The sequence below is a fragment of the Intrasporangium flavum genome (assembly GCF_001956915.1).
Classification (GTDB): domain Bacteria; phylum Actinomycetota; class Actinomycetes; order Actinomycetales; family Dermatophilaceae; genus Monashia; species Monashia flava.
Map to the genome: position 1 here is coordinate 18,448 of NZ_MLJO01000026.1, position 20,683 is coordinate 39,130.

Below are 20,683 nucleotides of genomic sequence, written 5' to 3' on the forward strand. Positions count from 1 at the left end.
GGCCGGCGGGTCAGCGGTAGCGGACCTCGATGTCGCCGGAGCCGGTGCGGACGGTGACGTGGTCGGGGCTCGACTGGCTGTTGGTGACGCTGACCTCGGTGTCACCGGAGCCCGTGCTCGGGGAGACGGCGTAGGGCCCGGCCGGCAGGCGCACCGACGCGTCGCCCGAGCCGGTCTCCACGCGCACGTCGTCGGCCGCCGTGGTGAAGTCGAGGTCGACGTCGCCGCTGCCGGTCTTGGCCGTGACGTCGGCCCGGCCGAGGCCCGACCCGTCGACGTCGCCCGACCCGGTCTCGAGGCTGAGCACCCCGGCGACGTCGCGGGCCGCCACGTCTCCGGAGCCGGACGTGGCCCGCGTCGCGCCGAGCGCGCCGGTGACGGTGAGGTCGCCGGAGCCCGTCTCGACGGTCACGGCGGTGCCGTCGGGCACGGTGACGACGTGGTCGACCGAGCCCCAGCCGAGGAAGCCGGCGCAGTCAGCGTCGACGACGAGGGTGTCGCCCGACCACGAGGGCTTCGGGGCGTCCCCGCCCGGGCACCGCGCGTCGGTCTGGACGCCCACGGCGCCGGCCGGGCCGCCGCCGCGGACCTCGATGTCGTTGGCCCCGCCCCGGATCGTCAGCGTGGCGGGCACGCGCTGGAAGGACAGCGACGTCGTGCTCGAGCCCTCGCCCGTGAGGGCGTCCCCGGAGACCGCCGCGACGCCGGCCATGAGCAGCAGGGCCGCGCCGAGACCGGCGAGCAGCCAGGACCTCCGCGCCGGCGAGGTGCCGGGACCCCGGGGTGCGGGCGGGGCGGACGGGGCGGGCGGAGCCGGCGGCGTGCGGTCGCCCGCGTCGAGCGTCGGGCGCAGCCACGCATCGCCGTAGGCCTCCCCGCCGGGGGCGTCGCCGGGGACCCGGTCGTCGGGCACGGGCGGACCCTCGGGAGGTTTCGGGTGCTGGCCGTATCCGCGCGTCGGCTCGTCGGAGGTCACCCGTCCCACGGTAGGCGCCGAGGCCGTCTCCGGGCCATGACGTTTGGCCCAGATGCGGCGTGCCGGGAGTCCCTGTCGGGTCGCTGCGACATCGGCCATGCTGGGTGGGAGGACGTTCAGAGGTCGACGCACAGGGAGGTCGTCATGAGCCAGTCACCCGACACCGGGGCCACCCCGCAGCCGCCGCGCGAGATCCCCGCCGGCTGGTACCCCGACCCGGAGGGGAAGCCGCAGTCGCGCTACTGGGACGGCGACGCGTGGACCGACCAGGTCGGGCCCGCACTGCCGCAGGCCGCCCAACCGGTGCAGCCGGTGCAGCCGGTGATCCAGCGGGTCGAGGTCGACGCCGACGGCCGGCCGGTGAGCGACCGGTCGCGGCTCGCGGCGACGCTGCTCTGCTTCTTCCTCGGGGTGTTCGGCGTGCACCGCTTCTACGTCGGCAAGGTCGGCACCGGGGTGCTGCAGGTCGTGACCTTCGGTGGCCTCGGCATCTGGGCCCTCGTCGACCTCGTCCTCATCATCGTCGGCGCGTTCCGCGACAAGCAGGAGCGGCTCCTCGTCAACTGGTGACGGCGAGGGGCGGCCAGGGACACCCACATCCAAGGTGTCCGACATCTGTTGCGTGTCAAGCGAATTCCCGCACTCGCGCCTGAGCGCCCGAATCGACACCGTACGCCCCGGTACGGGATGGGTACCGCGACTCAAACGACGGCCGGACCGTATCTGCGGCGGTGGTCGGCCTTCTGAGGTCTCGACAGCTTCGACCTCACAGGAGACACCACCATGTCGCAGATCGCCGTCGACCGACCCGGTCGCCGCAGCCACCGCCCCGCCCCCACCGGCATCGGCGGCGCCGTCACCGGCGTCGTGGGCACCGGCATAACCATCGTCACCGCCGGCGTCGACCGCCTCCAGGCGTTCCTCGTCCGGTACAGCCTGCAGATCCTCCGCGTCAGCCTGGGCCTGGTGTTCCTCGGGTTCGGCGTCCTCAAGTTCTTCCCGGGCCTGAGCCCGGCGGAGGCCATCGCCTCGGCCACGGTCGACCGGCTGACGCTCGGGCTCGTGTCGGGCCACAACGCCGTGCTGCTCACGGCCGTCACCGAGACCGTCATCGGCCTGACGCTCGTCAGCGGGAAGTTCCTCCGCGTCGGCATCGTCGTGCTCGGCGGCGCGCTCATCGGCATCATGTCGCCGCTCGCGCTCTTCACGGCCGACCTCTTCCCGCACGGCCCGACGCTGATGGGCCAGTACGTCCTCAAGGACATCGTCCTCGCGGCCTCGGCGCTCGTCGTCTGCGCCTACGCCCTCGGCGCGCGCCTCACGCCGCGGGACTGACAGCTCGACCGACAGCTCGGCCGACAGCTCGACCGACAGCTCGACCGAGCACCGACGTCCCCGCCGCGGCCGGCCACCACACCGGCCGCGGCGGGCGCACCACCTCCGCGAAAACCCCACCGCCATCCCGTCGCCCGGAGCATCCTGCAAGCAGGACCCGGCGACCGTCGGACGAAGGACGCACCATGACCGCCATCCCCGTGCCCCGCACCGGCACCCACACCGGCACCCACACCGGCACCCACGCCGGGCCGTTCACGCTGCACACCTCCGACGGACCGTCGGACCACCGTCCGTTCGTGGGCCGGCCCGACCCGGGCGTGCGCACCCACCGCTTCCCGGCCGCCACCTACCTGTGCCGCGAGGTCGCCCGCGACGAGCGCGCCTTCGCGCTCGCCGAGCTGGCCGCGTCGGGACGCCGCGCATCCCGACGCGTCGGAGCGCTCGCCGCCGTCGTGGGCCTCGCCTTCGTCGCGATGCTCGTGCTCCTGTCGACGGGGCGCGCCTCGGACCGGACCGGGGTGCTGCTCCTCGTCGGGATCGGCGCCGTCATGGTGCTGGCCATCGTCGGGCTCGTCGTGGTGCTGCGGCGCCACGAGCGCGAGTACGACCGGCTCGCCGACCGCGTCCGCCGGTACGAGGCACGGCTCGTCGAGCTGCGGGCAGCCCGGCGACGCTGAATCCCCCTGCGGCGTCCTCGCGTGGGTGAGGATGGCGGTCATGACCGACACCGCCGCGACCGCGACCGACGTGACCGTCCCGACCGACACCGGCGACGTGCCCACCCGGCTCTGGCTCCCGCCCTCGGGCGAGGGACCGGGCATCGTCCTGCTCCAGGAGATCTTCGGCGTCAGCGCCTACGTCCGCCGCCGCGCCACCGACCTCGCCGCGCTCGGCTACGTCGTCGCGGCGCCCGAGATCTTCTGGCGGCTCGGGGTCACCGACCCGGTCGAGGGCGAGGACGCCCTCCAGCAGGGCATGGGCCTCGTGCAGCGCCTCGACTGGCAGCAGGCCGTGCTCGACGCGTCGGCCACCGTCGAGTGGCTCCGTGACCGCGACGAGGTGACCGGCGGCGTCGGTGTCGTCGGGTTCTGCTTCGGCGGCGGGCTCGGCTTCAACGTCGCGGCCCACCTGGAGTCCGAGGGCGCGACGCCGGTGGACGCACTCGTCAGCTACTACGGCTCGGCGCTGCCGGGGCTGCACGACGTCATGTCGGTGTCGGCGCCGAGCCTGCACCACTTCGGGCTCGCCGACTCCTTCATCGACACCGACACCGTCCGGCGCATCGAGGCCTCCCTCGGGAAGGAGCCGCAGACCGTCGTCGTCACCCACCCCGGCGCCGACCACGCCTTCGACAACGACGACATGCCGTGGTTCCACGCCGGCGCGTCGGGCGAGGCCTGGGCCCGCACCGAGGAGTTCCTCGCCGAGCAGCTGCCCACCGACTGACGGAGGATCGCCGAGAAAGGCCCGATGGCCGTGTCGAAACCGCCGACCCCCGCTCGACGTGGGGGTGAGTCGGCACCGGCCGACACCGCCCACCACGACCACCACTCACGAGGAGCACTCCCATGACGCAGTACCTGCTGTCCGTCCACCACACCGCCGACGACGTCACGCCCGACCAGGCCGAGATCGAGCGCATGTACGCCGACGTCGACGCGTTCAACAGCAAGCTCCAGGCCTCCGGCGCCTGGGTGTTCGCCGGCGGCCTCGTCGACCGCTCCGAGTCCAGGGTCGTCGACGGCACGTCCGGCGCCGACTCGGCCACCGTCACCGACGGGCCGTTCAGCGAGGCCCGGGAGTGGCTCGGCGGCTTCTGGGTGATCGAGGCCCCCGACCTCGACGCCGCCCTGTCCGTCGCCAAGGACGGCTCGCAGGCCTGCGGCGCCCCGGTGGAGGTGCGCCCCTTCCAGGGCGAGTGACCGGGTCCGCTCGATCACGCGGCGAGCGCCGCCGCCTCGGCCCGCTCCTTGATGCCGAGCAGCATCTTGCGCGTCATGAGCGCGCTGCCGGCGGCGAGCGGCTCGCAGACCGCCCGTGAGGCGTGCGTCGTGTAGCCGTACCGCTCGCGCACGAGCAGCCGCGTCGTGAGACCGGGGTGCTTGCGCACGACGAACGCCCACGAGAAGTCGTACGGCGGCCCCGGCTCGCCCTGGCGGGCCCGGCCGTCGATGACGAGCGCGTGCCCCTCGTCGACCGACGCGACGCGCAGCGCGAGCTCCGGGTGCAGCCGGAAATCCTCACCCGGGTGCGGGTGCTGCCACTCCTCGTGCACGTGGTCGGCGCTCCTGACGCGGCAGCCCACGAGGTTCTCCAGCCAGTCGTAACTGTAGAACCCGCCGTGCTCCTGCCCCAGCTGGGCGACCCACGGCCACACCTGCTCGGGCGGCGCGTCGATGGTCACGGCCCGCGTCGCCACGAGCGAGGCGTCGGGGATCAGCTCGTCGCCCGGCAGCGCGTCGAGCGTCTCCCCCGTCGTCGACCCGTAGCGCAGGTACGCCCACCGGAACGTCCACGCGGAGAAGGCGACCGCGGTCGCGAGCGCCCCGAGCAGGGCCGCTCGGCGCATCGGGTGCACGTCCCACCTGATCGGGTTCACGGGGTCCTCCTTCGTCACGTCGTCGCGAGGTGCGGGTCGGTGGCGACACCGGACTCGTCCCGCCGGTCCAGCGCCTCGCGCACGGCCGCGTCGAGCTGGCCGGGCGTGCGCTCGCGCAGCTCGTACCGGGCCCGGACGATCGGCACGCCGACCTCGAGCACACGGGTCAGGTCGATGGGCGTGCCGGCCACGACGGCGTCGCACATGCCGGCGTCGGCGACGGCCTCGATCGACGCCTCGAGGTCGCGCACCTGGGTGGCGCCGTAGCCCATCGCGGGCAGGATGCCGCGCGCGTTGGGGTAGCGCTCGAACGTGGCGGCGATGGAGCCGACGGCGTACGGCGTCGGGTTGACGATGGCGGCCGCGCCCGCCTGCCGGGCCCCGACGACGCCGGCGCCGTAGGTCATCGACCCGTGGGTCAGGGTCGGCCCGTCCTCGACGACGACGACCCGGTGACCGCGCACGAGGTCCTCGTCGTCGACGCGGACCGGGCTGTCCGCCAACACGATCCGCGCATTGGGGTTGAGCCGCAGGCAGTCGGCGACGACGGCCTCGATGTCGTCGGGCCGGGCCGAGTCGCACTTGTTGACGAGGACGACGTCGGCCATCCGGACGTTGGCCTCGCCGGGGTGGTAGCGCGTCTCGTCGCCGGGGCGCAGCGGGTCGGCCAGGACGATGTGCAGGTCGGGCTCGTAGAACGGCAGGTCGTTGTTGCCGCCGTCCCAGAGGATGACGTCGGCCTCCTGCTCGGCCTCGCGCAGGATCTGCTCGTAGTCGACGCCGGCGTACACGACGCACCCGTTGTCGAGGTGCGGCTCGTACTCCTCGCGCTCCTCGATGGTGCACTCGTGGCGGTCGAGGTCGGCGTAGGTGGCGAACCGCTGGCAGGCCTGCTTCGCGAGGTCGCCATACGGCATCGGGTGGCGCACCGCGACGACGCGCAGCCCGGTGCGCCGCATCAGCCGGCTCAGGTAGCGGGTCGTCTGGCTCTTGCCGACGCCGGTGCGCACCGCGGTGACGGCGACGACCGGCTTGCTGCTGCGGAGCATCGTCTGCCGGGCGCCGCGGAGCCAGAAGTCGGCCCCCGCCGCGATCGCCTCAGAGGCGAGGTGCATGACCCGCTCGTGCGGCACGTCGGAGTAGGCGAAGGCCACGACGTCGACGTGCTCGCGGGTCACGAGGTCGGTCAGCTGCGCCTCGTCGACGATCGGGATCCCTTGCGGGTAGAGCGAACCCGCCAGCTCGGGCGGGTAGCGGCGTCCGTCGATGTCGGGGATCTGCGTCGCGGTGAAGGCGACGACCTCGTAGGCGGGGTCGTCGCGGAAGGTGACGTTGAAGTCGTGGAAGTCGCGACCGGCGGCGCCGAGGATGACGACGCGTCGCGGCGCGGTCCCGGGGGCCCGGCGTGAACCGTCCGTGGCGTCCGGGCTGGGGGCGAGGGGTCCGGTGGTGCTCATGGCCAACTCCGCGGCTGAGGTCGACCGCCGGAACCGACACACCCTGGAGCGGGTAGTCCTGGCTGCGGGACCCGCCACTCCCATGGTGGCACCGGGCCGGCGACGCGTCAGGCGGACGAGACCAGTCTCACCGCGAGCGGCACGTGGTGTGCGGCACGACCGCCTGACGGCCGGGCCGGACGGTGCGACGATCGAGGGGTGAGCACGACGACCGACCGTGACGGCCACCCCAGCGGTACGAGCGGCACGAGCGACTCGAGCGCCACGCCCCGCGCGACCGCGACGCACGAGCACGTCTCCCTCGCCGAGCAGTGGCTGGCCCGCAACTACCACCCGCTCCCCGTCGTCATCGCCCATGCCGAGGGCGCGTGGGTCACCGACGTCGACGGACGCCGCTACCTCGACGCGCTGGCCGGCTACTCGGCCCTGAACTTCGGGCACCTGCACCCCGTGCTCGTGGGCGCGGTCCGCGACCAGCTCGACCGGCTGACGCTGACGAGCCGCGCCTTCCACAGCGACCGGCTGGCCCCCTTCGCGCGCGACCTCGCCGCCCTCGCCGGCAAGGACCTCGTGCTGCCGATGAACACCGGCGCGGAGGCGGTCGAGACGGCGATCAAGACGGCCCGCAAGTGGGGCTACGAGGTCAAGGGCGTGCCCGACGGCAGGGCACGGATCGTCGTCATGGCAGGCAACTTCCACGGGCGCACGACGACGATCGTCAGCTTCAGCGACGACCCGGTCGCCCACGACCACTACGGGCCGTACACGCCCGGGTTCGACCTCGTGCCGTACGGCGACGCCGCGGCCCTCGAGGCGGCCCTGACCGACGACACCGTGGCCGTCCTGCTCGAGCCGGTCCAGGGCGAGGGCGGCGTCGTCATCCCGCCCGAGGGCTACCTGCGCGACGTGCGCCGCCTGACGAGCGAGCGCCGGGTCCTCATGGTGGCCGACGAGATCCAGTCGGGGCTCGGCCGCACCGGCACGACGTTCGCCTGCGACCTCGAGGGCGTCGTGCCCGACCTCTACGTGCTCGGCAAGGCCCTCGGCGGCGGCATCCTGCCGGTGTCGGCGGTCGTCGGCGACGCGGACGTCCTCGGCGTCTTCACGCCGGGCAGCCACGGCTCGACCTTCGGCGGCAACCCGCTCGCGGCCGCGGTCGGGCACGCGGTCGTCGGGCTCCTCGAGACCGGGGAGTACCAGGAGCGGGCGACGTGGCTCGGCGAGGTGCTCGCCGACGGGCTCGCGCCGCTCGTCGGCCACGGCGTCGACGCGGTCCGCGTGCGCGGGCTGTGGGCCGGCGTCGACGTCGACCCCGCCCTCATGACCGGGCGCGAGGTGTGCGAGCGGATGCTCGAGCAGGGCGTCCTCGTCAAGGACACCCACGGCTCGACCGTCCGCATCGCACCCCCGCTCGTCGTGGAGGAGCGCGACGTCGAGCTGCTCGTCGACGCCTTCGCCCGCATCCTGCACTGAGCCCGGGACCGGGCGGCAAAGTGCCCACTCGACCAAGCCAGCCGGCCGAGTGGGCACTTCCCCTCAGGTCGAGTGGGCACTTCCTCGCAGGTGCGGGCTACTCCCCGCCGTGGCCGGGCATGCTCGGGAACCGCGAGCGCGGCGTCGACTCGTCGGACCACCGCAGCACGGCACCGACGCCGTCGGCCGGATGGGCCTGGCCGGGGTCGACGAGCGTCACGCCGGCGCGGGAGCAGACGGCCGCCCACACGAGCGCGGCGTCGGCCGGCACCTCCACGGGCTCGGACGCGCCGGCGAGCGATGCCTCCTCGCGAGTGGAGCCGATCTGCAGGCGACCCGAGCCGACCCACAGCGGGTGGTCGTGCACGCGTCCCTCGACGAGGAGCACCTCGTCGACCTGGGCGCGCTGGAGCACCTCGACGACGGGCTCGAGCCCCTCGGCGGCGGCCTGGGCGCGGCCGGTCTGCTCCTCGAACCGGCCGACGACGTCGGCCTCGGCGGCCGCGCGGGTCGCCGCGAGGACCGACTCGGTGGCCTCCCGCTCGGCGACCTCGGAGGTGCCCTCGCCGCGTCCGCCGGTGCGCAGCCGGACGATGCGCGACCGCAGGGCGTCGCTCGCGTGGTGTTCCAGGTAGCTCATCGCGTGCTCGTCGCCCATGAGGACGACGACCTCGGGCCGGTGCTCGCGCACGACCCGGTCGAGCTGCTCGGCGACGGCCGCCGCGTTGCGCTCCCACGAGTCCTCGACGCGCGCCTGGAACTTGCGCTGGGCGGTGGCCGGGGCCCCGGCCCGGTGGATCTCGTCGTGGCCGCTCTCCACCGACGTCGTCTCGGGCTCGCCGACGCCGGGCACGACCTCGACGTCGGCGCCGGAGCGGTCGAGCCGGACGACGACGTGCGGCAGGGTGCCCGCGAGCGCCCGCACCGCCGGCACGAGCGACGGGATCGGGCCCCACGTCGCGTCCTCGCGGGGCCGGACGGGCAGCTCGACGGCGTCGAGCAGGCCGTCGGCGTTGGCGACGAGCAGCCGGCCACGGAGGCCGCCGTGCCCCGTCGGTGCCAGCGCCGCCTCCTCGAGGCTGTCGACGACCTCCCTCGGGGCACCGTCGGCGACGAGCCGCCGCACGATGTCGCGCCATCGCGCGTCGAGGTCGTCCGAGGTGGCCGGGTCGGTCTTCGTCACGTCGATCGTCACGCTCACGAACGGGCCGGTGGCCTCTGCGAGCCCGTGGAACATCTCGAGGTCCATGTGCGCCTCCATGTCTGGGACATCTCGGTCAGGGGGACACCTCGTCTCCTACCCACTCCGGCGCGCGTCCGACGCCCCCGTCGGCGGACGTCGCGCATGTCTGTCATGGTGGAGGTGATGGACCACGTCTGGTACGCGGCGTACGGGTCGAACCTCTCGCGCGACCGCTTCACCCACTACCTCGCCGGTGGCCGCCCGCCCGGCGCGGCCCGCGGGTACACCGGCGCACGCGACGCGTCCGAGCCGCTCGCCGACGTCCCGCTGACGCTCGAGGGCCAGGTGTACTTCGCGTGGGACTCCCCGACGTGGGGCGGCGGCATCGCCTTCTACGACCCCGACGCGTCGGGCGTGGACGTCGTCGACGCGAGCCCGGACGCCGGTGCCGCGTCAGGCGTGGCGGCGCGGGCCTACCTCGTCACCGGCGAGCAGTTCAGCGACGTCGCGAGCCAGGAGATGCGGCGCCCCGTCGGTCGCGACCTGCCGCTGGCCGACCTGTTCCGCGAGAGCCGCACCGCCGTGCTCGGGCCCGGGCGCTACGAGACGCTCCACGTCGTCGGCGAGGTCGACGCCGTGCCGGTCGTGACGTTCACGGCGTCGTGGGAGCACGCGTCCGTCGAGCTCAACCCGCCGGTCGACGCCTACCTGCGCACCATCGCGACCGGGCTGGCCGAGTCGCACGGCTGGGACGCGCCGGAGATCTGCGACTACCTGCTCTCGCGCCCGGGGTCCGCGCCGACCTGGACCCCCGACGCCCTCGCCGACCTCGTCACCGACACCCTCGCACCGCAGGCCGCCGACTCCCGCCCCTGACGACGGGGCCGAGTGGCCGAGTCAGGACCAGTCGATGTCGGTCACATAGGCGTCGTGGTCCGACAGGTGCCGGCCGTCTGTCGCCATCTCGACGCGTCGCGCCGGCTCGGCAGGTGGCGCCGACGTGGGCACGGCGATGTGGTCGATGCCCTTGAGGCCATCGAACCGGTGCGGGACGTCGGCCGTCACCGCCCGGAGGTCAAGCTGCTCGAGCGCAGTCCGGATCGCCGTCCGGCCGGCTGCGCTGCCGGCCGTCTCCGGACCTTCGAGAGCGTGGTTCCAGTCCCCTCCCCACACCGTCCGCCCTGCCGGGAGAGCGCGAAGGAGCTGTCCGACGGCGGCCTCGGTCCGGGATCCGACATCGTGTCCGTCTCCGGGCCACGCGGCCCCGGCGGACCGCCAGGGCAGGACGCTGCTGCACACGTGCAGGTCGTCGACGCTCACATGAACGGATGCCGGGTGGGGATCAGCATGCCGGTCGACGTTCCCGAGGCCTGCCCGGACCGCCACGGCTGCCCAGGCCCGCTCAGGTGCCATGTCCGCCCCGGTGAAGGCGACGACGCTGCCGGTGAGCTCGGCGTGACGCGGCACCTCGGTCAGGAGCCACACGTCGGCACCGACGTCCGCCACGAGCCGCGCGTGTGCGGAGCTCCACCGACCAGCGACGTTCCACGTACCGATGCGCATGCCCGGACGCTAGCCGGAGCGGGACGCATCGGGCAGCGGTTCGGGCCGAGTCGCGTCACAGCGGGTGCGACACTCGGAGGGTGAAACGGTCGCCCTACCTGATCGCGCTCGGCGTGCTCCTCTTCCTCGTCGGCGTCCTCTGGACGCTGCAGGGCCTGGGTGTCGTGGGCGGGAGCGCCATGTCGGGGGTGACCCTGTGGGCGGTGATCGGCCCGGTGGTCGCGCTCGGTGGAATCGCCCTCGCCCTGTGGCCCCGCCGGAGGCCGTGAGTCTGACGCGTCACGGTTCGCGTCCACCCGCACCCACCGCTGGTTGGATGGCCCCATGCGGACACTGCTCAACGTCATCTGGGTCGTGCTCTCAGGCTTCTGGCTGTTCCTCGGGTACGTCGCGGCCGGCATCCTGCTCTGCATCCTGATCGTCACGATCCCGTGGGGCGTGGCGTCGTTCCGCATCGCGGTCTACGCGCTGTGGCCGTTCGGGCGCACCGTCGTCAGCAAGCCCACCGCGGGAGTGGGGTCGTTCCTCGGCAACGTCGTCTGGGTGATCCTGGCCGGCATCTGGCTCGCGATCGCGCACGTCGTCACGGGCCTCGCCCTGTGCGTCACGATCATCGGCATCCCGTTCGGCATCGCCAACTTCAAGATGATCCCGATCTCGCTGGCTCCGCTCGGCAAGCAGATCGTCAGGCTCGACGAGACCGACCAGCCCGCGCTCATCGGCTGAGCGGGACGGGCCGGGGCTCCGTCGTCAGAGGAGGTCGGTGAGCTCGTCGTTGGCGGCCTCGCGGACGGCCTGCAGGGCGTCGTAGGCGGTGCGCGCACCGCGGGCGGCGGCGGCGAGGCCACGGCACTGCGCGACGGAGTGCAGCGACAGGGCCAGGCGCACGATCGGCACCTTGCTCGGCGCCATCGACAGCGACGAGACGCCGAGCCCGACGAGCACGAGCGCGAGCAGCGGGTCGCCGGCCGACTCGCCACAGACGCCGATCGGCCGACCGGCGGTCGCGGCACCCTCGCTCGCGAGCGCGACGACGTCGAGGACGGCGGGCTGCCAGGGGTCGAGCAGGTCGGACAGCTCGCCCTGCATCCGGTCGGCGGCCATCGTGTACTGCGCGAGGTCGTTGGTGCCGAGCGAGCCGAAGTCGACCTCGCCGAGCACGTGCCCGGCCCGCAGCGCGGCGCCCGGCACCTCGATCATGACGCCGGCCTTGGGCAGCCCGTTCTCGCGGACCCGCCGCGCGAACCAGGCCGCCTCCTCGACCGTCGCGACCATCGGGGCCATGACCCGCACGTCGGCGCCGGTGTCGCGGGCGGCGATGGCGAGCGCCTCGAGCTGGGCGTCGAGCAGCTCGGGCCGCTCGGCCGACAGCCGCAGGCCGCGACGCCCGAGCGCCGGGTTCTCCTCCGGCCCGAGGTCGGCGAAGGCGAGCGGCTTGTCGGCGCCGGCGTCGAGCGTCCGGACGACGACGCGTCGGTCCCCGAAGGGCGCCATGACGCGTCGGTAGATGTCGGCCTGCTCCTCGACGGTGGGCGCCTTGTCGGCCGAGAGGAAGACGAACTCGGTGCGGAACAGGCCGACGCCCTCGAGGTCGAGCGGCCCTGCGGCCTCGGCATCCTCGACGCCGCCGATGTTGGCGAGCAGCGCCACCGGGGCACCGTCGGACGTGCGTCCGGGACCCGACAGGTGCGCGAGGGCGTCGGCCCGACGCTGCCGGCGGCGGCCCTGCTCCTGGACGACCTCCGGGTCGGGGTCGACACTGACCTCGCCGGAGTCGCCGTCGAGCGCGACGGGCGTGCCGGGGGCGATGTCCATGGCGCCGTGCAGCTGGACGACGGCGGGGATGCCCATCTGGGCGGCAAGGATCGCGGTGTGGCTCGTGCGGCCGCCGCCCTGGGTGATGATGCCGACGACGAGCGCCCGGTTGAGGGTGGCCGTCTCGGCCGGGGCGAGGTCGTGCGCCACGAGGACGCACGGCTCGGTGAGGTCGGGTACGCCCGGCGCCGGCACCCCGAGCACGGCGGCCACGGCCCGCGAGCCGACGTCGCGCAGGTCGGTGACGCGTTCGGCGAAGTACCCGCCGAGGGCCTCGAACTGCGCGGCGTACTCCTCGACGGCGTGGGTGATCGCCGTGGCCCGGCCCTGCCCCGCGGCGAGCAGCTTGTCGGCCGCCTTGACCAGGCCCTTGTCGCGGGCGATGAGCGCGGTGGCCTTGAGGATCTGCTGCGCGGTGTCGTCGGCGTGGGCAGCCCGCTCCTCGAGCGAGACCGCCACCGCCTCGAACGCCGCCTTGACGTCGGCCAGGGCGGCCTCGGGGTCCTCCGGTGCAGCCTCGTTCGACGGCGGCGGGACCGGTGGTGCGACCTGCACCACCGGTCCGTACGCCGTGCCGGGGCTGACGCCGATGCCGTGGATCGTCGTCTCGGCGGGCATCAGTGCCTCCTCAGGCGTCGAGGTCCTGCGAGAGCAGGTCCACCAGCTGGTCCAGCGTCGCGTCGGCACCGTCGCCGTCGGCGGTGAGCACGACCTCCTCGCCGTGCTTGGCCCCGAGGGCCATGACGCCGAGGATGCTCGTCGCGTCGACGGGGTCCTGGCCCGGCCGGGCGATCTCGACGTCGAGGCCGCTGTTGCTCGCGGCCTCCACGAAGAGCGCGGCGGGCCGGGCGTGCAGGCCCACGGACGAGGCGATGGTGACGGTACGGCTGGGCATGGACTGCTCCTTCTGGTCGGGAACGTTGGTCGGGAACGTCGGTCGGGAACTCAGTCAGGACTTCAGTCGGGACTTCAGACGGTAGCGGTGGCCTCGACCTGCGCAAGGTTCGCTTCGCGGGAGCGCAGGGCGATGAAGATGCCGGTCATCACCACGATGCCGATGACCAGGGCGAGGAGGAAGAGGAGGAAGTTGCCGATGAGCGGCAGCACCCAGATGCCTCCGTGGGGGGCCCGGAGCGTCGCGCCGAAGATCATGACGAGCGATCCGGTGACGGCCGAGCCGATGACCGAGCTGGCGATGACGCGCACCGGGTCGGCGGCCGCGAACGGGATAGCGCCCTCGGAGATGAACGACAGACCGAGCAGCCAGGCGGCCTTGCCGTTCTCACGCTCGGGCTCGGAGAAGAGCTTCGGGCGCAGCGTCGTGGCGAGCGCCATCGACAGCGGGGCGACCATGCCGGCGGCCATGACGGCGGCCATGATCTTCAGCTGCGGCGCCTCGGTGGAGGCACCGGCCGCGGCGAGGCCCGTGGTCGCGAAGGCGTAGGCCACCTTGTTGACCGGGCCGCCGAGGTCGAAGCCCATCATCGCCCCGAGGATGGCGCCGAGGACCAGGGCGCTCGCGCCGGTCATGCCGGTGAGCCAGCTGTTGAGATCAGCTGTGAGGCGGGCGATCGGCCTGCCGAGAACGACGATGAACAGGCCGATGGTGATGAACGAGGACAGCAACGGGATGACCACGACCGGCATGACGCCCCTGACCCCCTTGGCGACGTTCCAGCCCGAGACCCACCGGGCGACGAGGCCGCCGAGCACGCCGGTGACGATGCCGCCGAGGAAGCCGGCACCCATCGTCGCGGCCACCGAGCCGCCGACGATGCCGGGCACGAGGCCGGGCCGGTCGGCGATGGCGAAGGCGATGAAGCCGGAGAGGATCGGCACGAGGAAGCCGAACGCGGCGCCGCCGATGACGAAGAGGAGCGCGGCCCACGACGTCAGGCTGGTGATGCTGAACGTCTCGGCGATGTTGAGCGGGTCGCCGGGCTTGAGGTTGTACTTGACGATCTCGATCGGGCCCTGGTCGCCGAGGGCAACCGTGGAGAGCATGAAGCCGAGCGCGATGAGGATGCCACCGGCCGCGACGAACGGGATCATGTAGGACACACCGGTCATCAGCCACTGGCGGACCTTCGTGGCGGTGCTCGCGCCCTCCTCGACCTTCGAGGTGAGCCCGCCGGACGCGCCGGCCGTGGCGGCAGCGGCGGCAGCGGCCTCGCGCTTGCTCGGGTCGGCGTCCCACTCGGCGACGAGCTGCTCGGCCTGCGACACGAGGGCCGGGCCGTCGGAGATGCCCTTCTTGACGCCGACGTCGACGAGCGGCTTGCCCGCGAAGCGTCCGGCGTCCTTGACCGGGAGGTCGTGGGCGAAGATGACGGCGTCGGCAGCGGCGATCTGCGCCGCGCTGAGCGGCTTGGAGCCGGCCGAGCCCTGCGTCTCGACGAGCATCGTGTGGCCGGCGGCCTTCGCCGCGTTCTCGAGGCCCTCGGCCGCCATGTACGTGTGGGCGATGCCGGTGGGGCACGAGGTGACGCCGACGAGGTTGAGCGCGCGGCGCTCGCGGGTCGCCGTGGCGACCGAGCCCGACGCGGCACCGGTGGCGTCGCTGCCCGCGGTGGCCGACGCCGCACCCGCCGCGCCGGACGCACCGGCTGCTGCCGTGGCGCCGGCCGGGGCGTCGAGGGCGACCTCCTGGCTGACGATCCGCACGACCTCGGACTCGGTCGTCGCGGCGAGGAGCGCGTCCTTGAAGTCCTGCTTCATGAGGGCCCGGGCGAGCTTCGGCAGCATCTGCATGTGCGCGTCGCCGCCGCCCTCGGGGGCCGCGATGAGGAACACGAGGCGGGCCGGGCCGTCCTTGGCGCCCCAGTCGATGCCGCTGGTGCGGCCGAACACGAGCGAGGGCTCGGTGATGGCGGCGCTGCGGGCGTGCGGGATGCCGATGCCGCCGGGCAGACCCGTGGCCATCGTCTCCTCGCGGGTGCGGACGTCCGCGAGGAACTGGTCGAGGTCGGTGCAGCGGCCGGTCGCGACGAGGCGCTCGCCGAGCGTGCGCGTCGCCTCGTGACGGTCGGCACCGGCGAGGTCGAGGACGACCTGCTCTTCGGTGATGAGGGACATGCGGGTTTCCTTTCGGTTCAGCCGGCGAGGCGCCAGGTGAAATCAGGGGTGTCGGTGCTGTCGACGGGGATGCCGAGGAGGTCGGCGGGGGTGGGGACGCGGCTGCCGGGCAGCGTCACGGCCGCGGCGCCCCAGAGGACCCCGGTGGTGAGGGCGTCCTCGGGGGCCTGTCCGGTGGACAGGCCGTGGAGGAGGCCGGCGAGCATGCAGTCGCCGGCCCCGACGGTGGACAGCGGGGCGGTGATCGTCGCGCGGGCGTGGGCGGCCCCGTCGGCGGTGACGAGGAGCGCGCCGTCGCCGCCGAGGCTCACCGCGACGCACTCGATCCCGTTCGTGACGAGGTCGAGGGCGGCGGCGTGGACGTCGCCGAGGGTGGGCAGGTCGTGCCCCACCACCTCGGCGAGCTCCTCGTGGTTGGGCTTGATGAGGCTCGGGCGGGCCGCGACGGCGTGCGCCATCGGGGCTCCCGAGGAGTCGACCGCGACGCGGACGCCGAGGTCGCGGACGCGTCGGACGAGCGTTGCGTAGAGGTCGGCCGGGGCGCCGGGCGGCAGGCTGCCGCACCCGACGACCCAGTCGGTGTGCGCGGCCGGGTCGGCGGCGAGGCCGACGGTCGCGGACAGGAGGGCGTCGACCTCGGCGGTCGAGAGGGTCGGGCCGGGCTCGTTGAGCTTGGTCGTCGTGCCGTCGGGCTCGAGGACGCTGATGTTCATGCGGGCGCTGCCGGTGACGGGCACGCTGCACCGCGGCACGCACGCGGCGTCGAGCAGCTCCTCGAGCAGGTGGCCCTCGGGGCCCCCGACGGGCAGCACCGCGACGGTCTTGCCGGCGTTGGCCGCGAGGGCGCGGGAGACGTTGACTCCCTTGCCGCCCGGGTCGATCCGGCTCTCGGTGGCGCGGTGCACCTCGCCGCGGCGCAGCGCGTCGATGACGACGGCGCGGTCGACGCTGGGATTCGGCGTGAGCGTGACGATCATGCGGTCACCACCTCGGGTCCGGCGGCCCGGATGTCGGCCGCGACGTCGTCGGGAAGGTCGGTGTCGGTGACGAGCACGTCGACCTCGTCGAGGCCGGCGAAGCGGTGCAGGTGGTCATCGCCCGCCTTGCTCGAGTCGGCGAGGACGACGGCGGTGCGCCCCGCGGCGACCATCGCGGTCTTGACGACGCCCTCGGACTGGTCGGGCGTCGTGAGGCCGCGCGCGACGGACAGGCCGTTGGTGCCGACGAAGGCGACGTCGACGACGACGTCGCGCAGGGCGTTGACCGCCCAGATGCCGACGGAGGCGCCGGTGAGGGGCCGGACGGTGCCGCCGACCACGTAGAGCGAGATGCCGGGGCGGCCGCAGAGGATGCCGGCGATCTGGACGCTGTTGGTGACGACGGTCAGCTCGGCGTCGGCCGGGAGCAGCTCGGCGAGCGCCTGGGTCGTCGTGCCGGAGTCGAGGACGATGCTGCCGCCGGCGGGCACGTGCTCGAGGGCGCGGGCCGCGATGCGGCGCTTGACGTCGGCGAGCCGGCCGAAGCGGGTGGCGAGGTTGGGCTCGACCTCGAGGCGCTCCACGGGGATCGCACCGCCGTGGACCCGCCGCAGGGAGCCGCGGCGCTCGAGGGCGGACAGGTCGCGGCGGATGGTCTCGGCGGCGACCCCGAGGGAGTCGGCGAGCGCCGTGACCTCGACCCGGCCGGCCTGACGCGCCTCGCTCATGATGCGCTGCTGCCGCTCCGCTGCGTACATCGGACCCCTTCGTCCTGTCGTGCCTGCTGTTCGCTGCCGGTTCGGTGCCGTCCGGCGGGTGGGCCCGTCGTGGCCCGCTCCCTTCATGGAACCACCGAAGCGGACTCAAGTAAAGAGATTCGGGCACCCGTATTTGTGGAAGTCGGGGCGCAGAAGCGCTTCGCAACCACTGTCCCGTGAACGAAACGGGTCGAAACGGGCAGACATCATCGCCCGCCCGGGTGGGTTGCGCGGCGAACGGGCGGGGTCGGTCAGCTCGGTCAGCTCGGTCCCGGCGCCTCGAGCACCGACAGGACGTTGCCCGACGGGTCGGTGAACCAGGCGATGAGCGGGCCGCCCTGGCGGAAGATCCCCGACGCGTCGGTCTCGGTGGGCGTGCCCTCGTAGCGCTCGAAGGTGACACCCCGGGACGTGAGGTCGGCGACGGCGGACTCGATGTCGTCGACCGGGAAGTTGAGGATCGTGTACGTGGCCGGGGTGTGGTCCGGCTTCGGGTAGACGAGCACCGGGCGGTCGCCCGCGAGGTGCAGCGTCAGCATGCCATTCTCCTCGGTGACGCGCAGGCCGAGCGTGTCGGAGTAGAAGGCGCGGGCCGCGTCGACGTCCTTGACGGCGAAGCCGCTGAACGCCTTGGAGTTCTCGAGCACCGGGGTCCCCTCTCGTCGTGGTCGTCCTCCCAGTGAACTCCTCGACGCGGCGGTGTGGGGGCTTGGTTGACGGCCTCGTGACGGTGCGCGTCGTTACGATCGCCGGGTGAGCGCCAAGCCCGTCGTCGTGTCCGCTCCCAGCCCTGTCGATCCGTCCGGGGTGCGGGAGGTGCGCGTCTCGAGCCCGGACCGCGTGCTGTGGCCGGCGTCGGGGATGGCCGACGGCAAGCCGGTCACCAAGCTCGACATGGCCGAATACCTTGTCGCCGTGGCCGACCCGCTGCTGCACGCGCTCGGCGACCGGCCCGTGACCCTCCAGCGGTTCCCGGAGGGCATCGAGGGCGAGGAGTTCTTCTCCAAGAACCCGCCCAAGGGCGTGCCCGACTGGGTGCGCACCGTCATGTGCACGTACCCGTCGGGGCGACGCCACCCGCAGCTCGTCGTCGACGAGGTGGCCACGGCCGTCTGGGCCGCGCAGATGAACACCATCACCTTCCACCCGTGGCCGGTGCGCACCGGCACGATCGACAACCCCGACGAGCTGCGCATCGACCTCGACCCCCAGCCGGGCCGCGGGTTCGCCGACGCGGTCGAGGCGGCGTTCGCGCTGCGCGAGGTCATGGCCGAGATCGGCCTGACCGCCTGGGCCAAGACGTCCGGCAACCGCGGCGTGCACGTGTACGCCCGGGTGGCGCCGACGCACGAGTTCCTCGACGTGCGCCACGGCGTCATCGGCATCGCCCGCGAGCTCGAGCGGCGCCTGCCCGACCTCGTCACCACGTCGTGGTGGAAGGAGGAGCGCGGCGAGCGCGTCTTCGTCGACTTCAACCAGGCCTGCCGCGACCGCACCATCGCCTCGGCCTACTCGCCGCGTCCGCTGCCCGGCGCTCCCGTGTCCACGCCGCTGACATGGGACGAGCTGCGCGACGCCGACCCCAAGGCTCTGACGCTGCGCACGGTGCCCGAGCTGGTGGCGTCGCGCGGGCACGCGTGGGCGGGCATGGACGACGCGATTGGTGACGTCGCGGCCTCGATCGCCCTCTGGGACAAGGACGTCCACGAGCGCGGCCTCGGCGAGCTGAACTTCCCGCCCGACTACCCGAAGATGCCCGGTGAGCCGCCGCGCGTGCAACCGAGCAAGCGCCGGCAGGACAAGTCCGACGCCGAGTACATGGCCCCGAAGGCCGAGCGCGACGCCGAGCTGCGCGAGGTCTGGGGCGAGGTCGTGCCGCCGGTGCCGCCGATGCTCGCCAAGCCGGTCAAGGACTTCTCGGCCGTCAAGGCCGACGTGCTCTACGAGCCGAAGTGGGACGGCTTCCGCTCGATCATCTACCGCGCCGGCGGCCTCGTCGAGATCGGCTCGCGCAACGAGAAGCCGATGACGCGCTACTTCCCCGACGTCGTCGAGGCCGTGCTCGCCAACTTCCCCGACAAGGCGGTCATCGACGGCGAGATCGTCCTGGTGTCACCGGAGTCCGGCGACCGGCTCGACTTCGACCTGCTCCAGCAGCGCATCCACCCGGCCGCCTCGCGCGTCAAGAAGCTCGCCGCCGAGACCCCGGCGTCGTTCGTCGCCTTCGACCTGCTCTCCCTCGACGGCGTCTCGTACGTCGACCGGCCGTTCAGCGAACGGCGGGCGGCGCTCGAGAAGGCGCTGGCCGACGCGTCGGCCCCCGTGCACCTGACGCCCGCCACCGCCGACGCCGACGTGGCGCGCGGGTGGTTCACCCAGTTCGAGGGGGCCGGGCTCGACGGCGTCATCGCCAAGCCCGTCGACGTGCACTACGAGCCGGACAAGCGGCTCATGTTCAAGATCAAGCACGAGCGCACCGCCGACTGCGTCGTCGCGGGCTACCGCGTGCACAAGAGCGGCCCCGACGCCATCGGCTCGCTGCTGCTCGGCCTGTACGGCCCCGACGGCAAGCTGGCCTCGGTCGGGGTCATCGGCGCGTTCCCGATGGCCCGCCGCAAGGAGCTGTTCACCGAGCTGCAGCCGCTCGTCGCCGAGTGGGACGAGCACCCGTGGAACTGGGCGGCGCCGGAAGAGGACGCCGACGGCAACCCCGTGCGCAACCCGCGGTCCTCGGAGTACTCGCGGTGGAACAACGGCAAGGACCTCTCGTTCGTGCCGCTGCGGCCCGAGCGCGTCGTCGAGGTGCGCTACGACCACATGGAGGGCGACCGGTTCCGCCACACGGCGCAGTTCGTCCGGTGGCGGCCCGACCGCGACCCCGAGTCGTGCACGTACGCCCAGCTCGAGGAGCCGGTCAGCTACGACCTCGCCGACGTGCTGTCCGCCAAGGGCGACTGACCCGGACTGCCCCGCCCCTCAGGTGGGGCGGCCGGTGGCGATCCGGCCGAGCGAGAAGAGCAGGCCGAAGCCGCTGCCGACGAAGCCGAGGACGAGCAGGACCCGGGCGACGACGGTCCACGCCGACTCGGGGCCGTAGTCGAACGGGAACACCGTCCACAGCTGGACCAGCGCGACGAAGCCGAACCCGATCGTCACGACGTCGCCGAGGGCCCTGAGCCGGGGTGCCCGGACGAAGGCCGTGAGCACGTTGACGACGATCGAGGCGATGATCGCGGCGTTGACCGCCGGCAGGACGAGCGTCGTCTCCGAGGTGAGGAACGGCACCGCCTGCCAGCCCGGGGCGACGTTGAGCAGGTAGTAGATGATCCCGTTGACGACGGCCGCGCCGAGGTTGCCCCCGGCGACCGACGCCGGCGTCGGTGCGCGGGCCGCGTGCTTGGTGTGGACGCCGTGCTGGGGATCCAGCTGGGTGGACATGGGGACTCCTTCCCGGCCGGCCGGTCGACCG

General features: G+C 73.4%; 22 protein-coding genes. 10 read left to right on the plus strand and 12 right to left on the minus strand.

The annotated features are described in order from the left end of the window. Positions 1-10 precede the first annotated feature (10 nt). Complete coding sequence (locus tag BIV28_RS17360) at positions 11-976, minus strand: DUF4097 family beta strand repeat-containing protein (RefSeq protein WP_083707469.1); 966 nt, start codon at positions 974-976, stop codon at positions 11-13. A 144-nt stretch (positions 977-1,120) separates the two neighbouring features. Here BIV28_RS17360 and BIV28_RS20325 point away from each other — a divergent pair, with 144 nt between their 5' ends. From BIV28_RS20325 to BIV28_RS17390, 5 genes are all read left to right on the plus strand, one after another. Then, positions 1,121-1,546: an NINE protein gene (locus tag BIV28_RS20325; protein WP_083707470.1), complete on the plus strand. Its 426-nt coding sequence runs from the start codon at positions 1,121-1,123 to the stop codon at positions 1,544-1,546. 213 nt (positions 1,547-1,759) lie between these two features. Then, positions 1,760-2,311, plus strand: coding sequence for a DoxX family membrane protein (locus BIV28_RS17375; protein ID WP_083707471.1), 552 nt, complete (start codon positions 1,760-1,762; stop codon positions 2,309-2,311). Positions 2,312-2,496: 185 nt separating this feature from the next. Next, positions 2,497-2,991: a hypothetical protein gene (locus tag BIV28_RS17380; protein ID WP_076263789.1), complete on the plus strand. Its 495-nt coding sequence runs from the start codon at positions 2,497-2,499 to the stop codon at positions 2,989-2,991. A 40-nt stretch (positions 2,992-3,031) separates the two neighbouring features. Continuing rightward, on the plus strand, positions 3,032-3,760 hold the full coding sequence (locus BIV28_RS17385; protein ID WP_076263790.1) for a dienelactone hydrolase family protein: 729 nt from the start codon (positions 3,032-3,034) through the stop codon (positions 3,758-3,760). 122 nt (positions 3,761-3,882) lie between these two features. Next, complete coding sequence (locus BIV28_RS17390) at positions 3,883-4,236, plus strand: YciI family protein (RefSeq protein ID WP_076263791.1); 354 nt, start codon at positions 3,883-3,885, stop codon at positions 4,234-4,236. 14 nt (positions 4,237-4,250) lie between these two features. Here BIV28_RS17390 and BIV28_RS17395 read toward each other — a convergent pair whose 3' ends face one another. Beyond that, positions 4,251-4,913, minus strand: coding sequence for an SRPBCC family protein (locus tag BIV28_RS17395; RefSeq protein WP_242653113.1), 663 nt, complete (start codon positions 4,911-4,913; stop codon positions 4,251-4,253). 14 nt (positions 4,914-4,927) lie between these two features. Continuing rightward, entirely contained in the window at positions 4,928-6,370 is a 1,443-nt protein-coding gene (locus BIV28_RS17400) for a cyclic 2,3-diphosphoglycerate synthase (RefSeq protein ID WP_242653114.1), read from the minus strand. A 198-nt stretch (positions 6,371-6,568) separates the two neighbouring features. Between BIV28_RS17400 and rocD the strand changes: the two genes are divergently transcribed. After that, positions 6,569-7,843 carry an ornithine--oxo-acid transaminase gene (gene rocD, locus BIV28_RS17405; protein ID WP_076263792.1) on the plus strand — a complete coding sequence of 425 codons (1,275 nt, stop codon included), beginning with the start codon at positions 6,569-6,571 and terminating at the stop codon, positions 7,841-7,843. A gap of 97 nt (positions 7,844-7,940) precedes the next feature. Here the strand turns inward: rocD and BIV28_RS17410 are convergent, their stop codons facing one another. After that, the gene (locus BIV28_RS17410; RefSeq protein WP_207556067.1) at positions 7,941-9,104 is read right to left on the minus strand and encodes a baeRF2 domain-containing protein; all 1,164 of its coding nucleotides are present in this window, start codon (positions 9,102-9,104) and stop codon (positions 7,941-7,943) included. Positions 9,105-9,188: 84 nt separating this feature from the next. Between BIV28_RS17410 and BIV28_RS17415 the strand changes: the two genes are divergently transcribed. Beyond that, positions 9,189-9,902 carry a hypothetical protein gene (locus tag BIV28_RS17415; RefSeq protein ID WP_076263794.1) on the plus strand — a complete coding sequence of 238 codons (714 nt, stop codon included), beginning with the start codon at positions 9,189-9,191 and terminating at the stop codon, positions 9,900-9,902. Positions 9,903-9,923: 21 nt separating this feature from the next. Here the strand turns inward: BIV28_RS17415 and BIV28_RS17420 are convergent, their stop codons facing one another. Further along, on the minus strand, positions 9,924-10,511 hold the full coding sequence (locus tag BIV28_RS17420; protein ID WP_207556068.1) for a hypothetical protein: 588 nt from the start codon (positions 10,509-10,511) through the stop codon (positions 9,924-9,926). A 158-nt stretch (positions 10,512-10,669) separates the two neighbouring features. Between BIV28_RS17420 and BIV28_RS17425 the strand changes: the two genes are divergently transcribed. Next, positions 10,670-10,858: a hypothetical protein gene (locus BIV28_RS17425; protein ID WP_076263796.1), complete on the plus strand. Its 189-nt coding sequence runs from the start codon at positions 10,670-10,672 to the stop codon at positions 10,856-10,858. A 55-nt stretch (positions 10,859-10,913) separates the two neighbouring features. Then, positions 10,914-11,315, plus strand: coding sequence for a YccF domain-containing protein (locus BIV28_RS17430; protein ID WP_076263797.1), 402 nt, complete (start codon positions 10,914-10,916; stop codon positions 11,313-11,315). Positions 11,316-11,339: 24 nt separating this feature from the next. Here BIV28_RS17430 and ptsP read toward each other — a convergent pair whose 3' ends face one another. From ptsP to BIV28_RS17460, 6 genes are all read right to left on the minus strand, one after another. Continuing rightward, positions 11,340-13,022: a phosphoenolpyruvate--protein phosphotransferase gene (ptsP, locus tag BIV28_RS17435; protein ID WP_076263798.1), complete on the minus strand. Its 1,683-nt coding sequence runs from the start codon at positions 13,020-13,022 to the stop codon at positions 11,340-11,342. A 10-nt stretch (positions 13,023-13,032) separates the two neighbouring features. Next, a complete protein-coding gene (locus tag BIV28_RS17440; protein ID WP_076263799.1) occupies positions 13,033-13,299 on the minus strand; it encodes an HPr family phosphocarrier protein in 267 nt (88 codons plus the stop codon). 74 nt (positions 13,300-13,373) lie between these two features. After that, positions 13,374-15,479: a PTS fructose transporter subunit IIABC gene (locus BIV28_RS17445; protein WP_076263800.1), complete on the minus strand. Its 2,106-nt coding sequence runs from the start codon at positions 15,477-15,479 to the stop codon at positions 13,374-13,376. Between the two features lie 17 nt (positions 15,480-15,496). Continuing rightward, positions 15,497-16,456 (minus strand): 1-phosphofructokinase, encoded by a 960-nt coding sequence (pfkB, locus tag BIV28_RS17450; RefSeq protein ID WP_076263801.1) that lies wholly within the window; start codon positions 16,454-16,456, stop codon positions 15,497-15,499. Then, positions 16,453-17,214: a DeoR/GlpR family DNA-binding transcription regulator gene (locus BIV28_RS17455; protein WP_076263802.1), complete on the minus strand. Its 762-nt coding sequence runs from the start codon at positions 17,212-17,214 to the stop codon at positions 16,453-16,455. The genes pfkB and BIV28_RS17455 overlap by 4 nt, the downstream gene beginning before the upstream one ends. Before the next feature lie 260 nt (positions 17,215-17,474). Beyond that, the gene (locus BIV28_RS17460; protein WP_076263803.1) at positions 17,475-17,861 is read right to left on the minus strand and encodes a VOC family protein; all 387 of its coding nucleotides are present in this window, start codon (positions 17,859-17,861) and stop codon (positions 17,475-17,477) included. A 106-nt stretch (positions 17,862-17,967) separates the two neighbouring features. Between BIV28_RS17460 and BIV28_RS17465 the strand changes: the two genes are divergently transcribed. Next, positions 17,968-20,172 (plus strand): ATP-dependent DNA ligase, encoded by a 2,205-nt coding sequence (locus BIV28_RS17465; RefSeq protein ID WP_083707472.1) that lies wholly within the window; start codon positions 17,968-17,970, stop codon positions 20,170-20,172. 18 nt (positions 20,173-20,190) lie between these two features. Here BIV28_RS17465 and BIV28_RS17470 read toward each other — a convergent pair whose 3' ends face one another. Further along, the gene (locus tag BIV28_RS17470; protein WP_076263804.1) at positions 20,191-20,652 is read right to left on the minus strand and encodes a hypothetical protein; all 462 of its coding nucleotides are present in this window, start codon (positions 20,650-20,652) and stop codon (positions 20,191-20,193) included. Positions 20,653-20,683 lie beyond the last annotated feature (31 nt).

Bases quoted from the DNA above. Each gene is read 5' to 3' on its own strand.
- BIV28_RS20325 (WP_083707470.1), top strand. From the start codon at position 1,121: ATGAGCCAGTCACCCGACACCGGGGCCACCCCGCAGCCGCCGCGCGAG.
- BIV28_RS17375 (WP_083707471.1), top strand. From the start codon at position 1,760: ATGTCGCAGATCGCCGTCGACCGACCCGGTCGCCGCAGCCACCGCCCC.
- BIV28_RS17380 (WP_076263789.1), top strand. From the start codon at position 2,497: ATGACCGCCATCCCCGTGCCCCGCACCGGCACCCACACCGGCACCCAC.
- BIV28_RS17385 (WP_076263790.1), top strand. From the start codon at position 3,032: ATGACCGACACCGCCGCGACCGCGACCGACGTGACCGTCCCGACCGAC.
- BIV28_RS17390 (WP_076263791.1), top strand. From the start codon at position 3,883: ATGACGCAGTACCTGCTGTCCGTCCACCACACCGCCGACGACGTCACG.
- BIV28_RS17400 (WP_242653114.1), bottom strand. From the start codon at position 6,370: ATGAGCACCACCGGACCCCTCGCCCCCAGCCCGGACGCCACGGACGGT.
- BIV28_RS17410 (WP_207556067.1), bottom strand. From the start codon at position 9,104: ATGGAGGCGCACATGGACCTCGAGATGTTCCACGGGCTCGCAGAGGCC.
- BIV28_RS17415 (WP_076263794.1), top strand. From the start codon at position 9,189: ATGTCTGTCATGGTGGAGGTGATGGACCACGTCTGGTACGCGGCGTAC.
- BIV28_RS17430 (WP_076263797.1), top strand. From the start codon at position 10,914: ATGCGGACACTGCTCAACGTCATCTGGGTCGTGCTCTCAGGCTTCTGG.
- ptsP (WP_076263798.1), bottom strand. From the start codon at position 13,022: ATGCCCGCCGAGACGACGATCCACGGCATCGGCGTCAGCCCCGGCACG.
- BIV28_RS17440 (WP_076263799.1), bottom strand. From the start codon at position 13,299: ATGCCCAGCCGTACCGTCACCATCGCCTCGTCCGTGGGCCTGCACGCC.
- BIV28_RS17445 (WP_076263800.1), bottom strand. From the start codon at position 15,479: ATGTCCCTCATCACCGAAGAGCAGGTCGTCCTCGACCTCGCCGGTGCC.
- pfkB (WP_076263801.1), bottom strand. From the start codon at position 16,456: ATGATCGTCACGCTCACGCCGAATCCCAGCGTCGACCGCGCCGTCGTC.
- BIV28_RS17455 (WP_076263802.1), bottom strand. From the start codon at position 17,214: ATGTACGCAGCGGAGCGGCAGCAGCGCATCATGAGCGAGGCGCGTCAG.
- BIV28_RS17470 (WP_076263804.1), bottom strand. From the start codon at position 20,652: ATGTCCACCCAGCTGGATCCCCAGCACGGCGTCCACACCAAGCACGCG.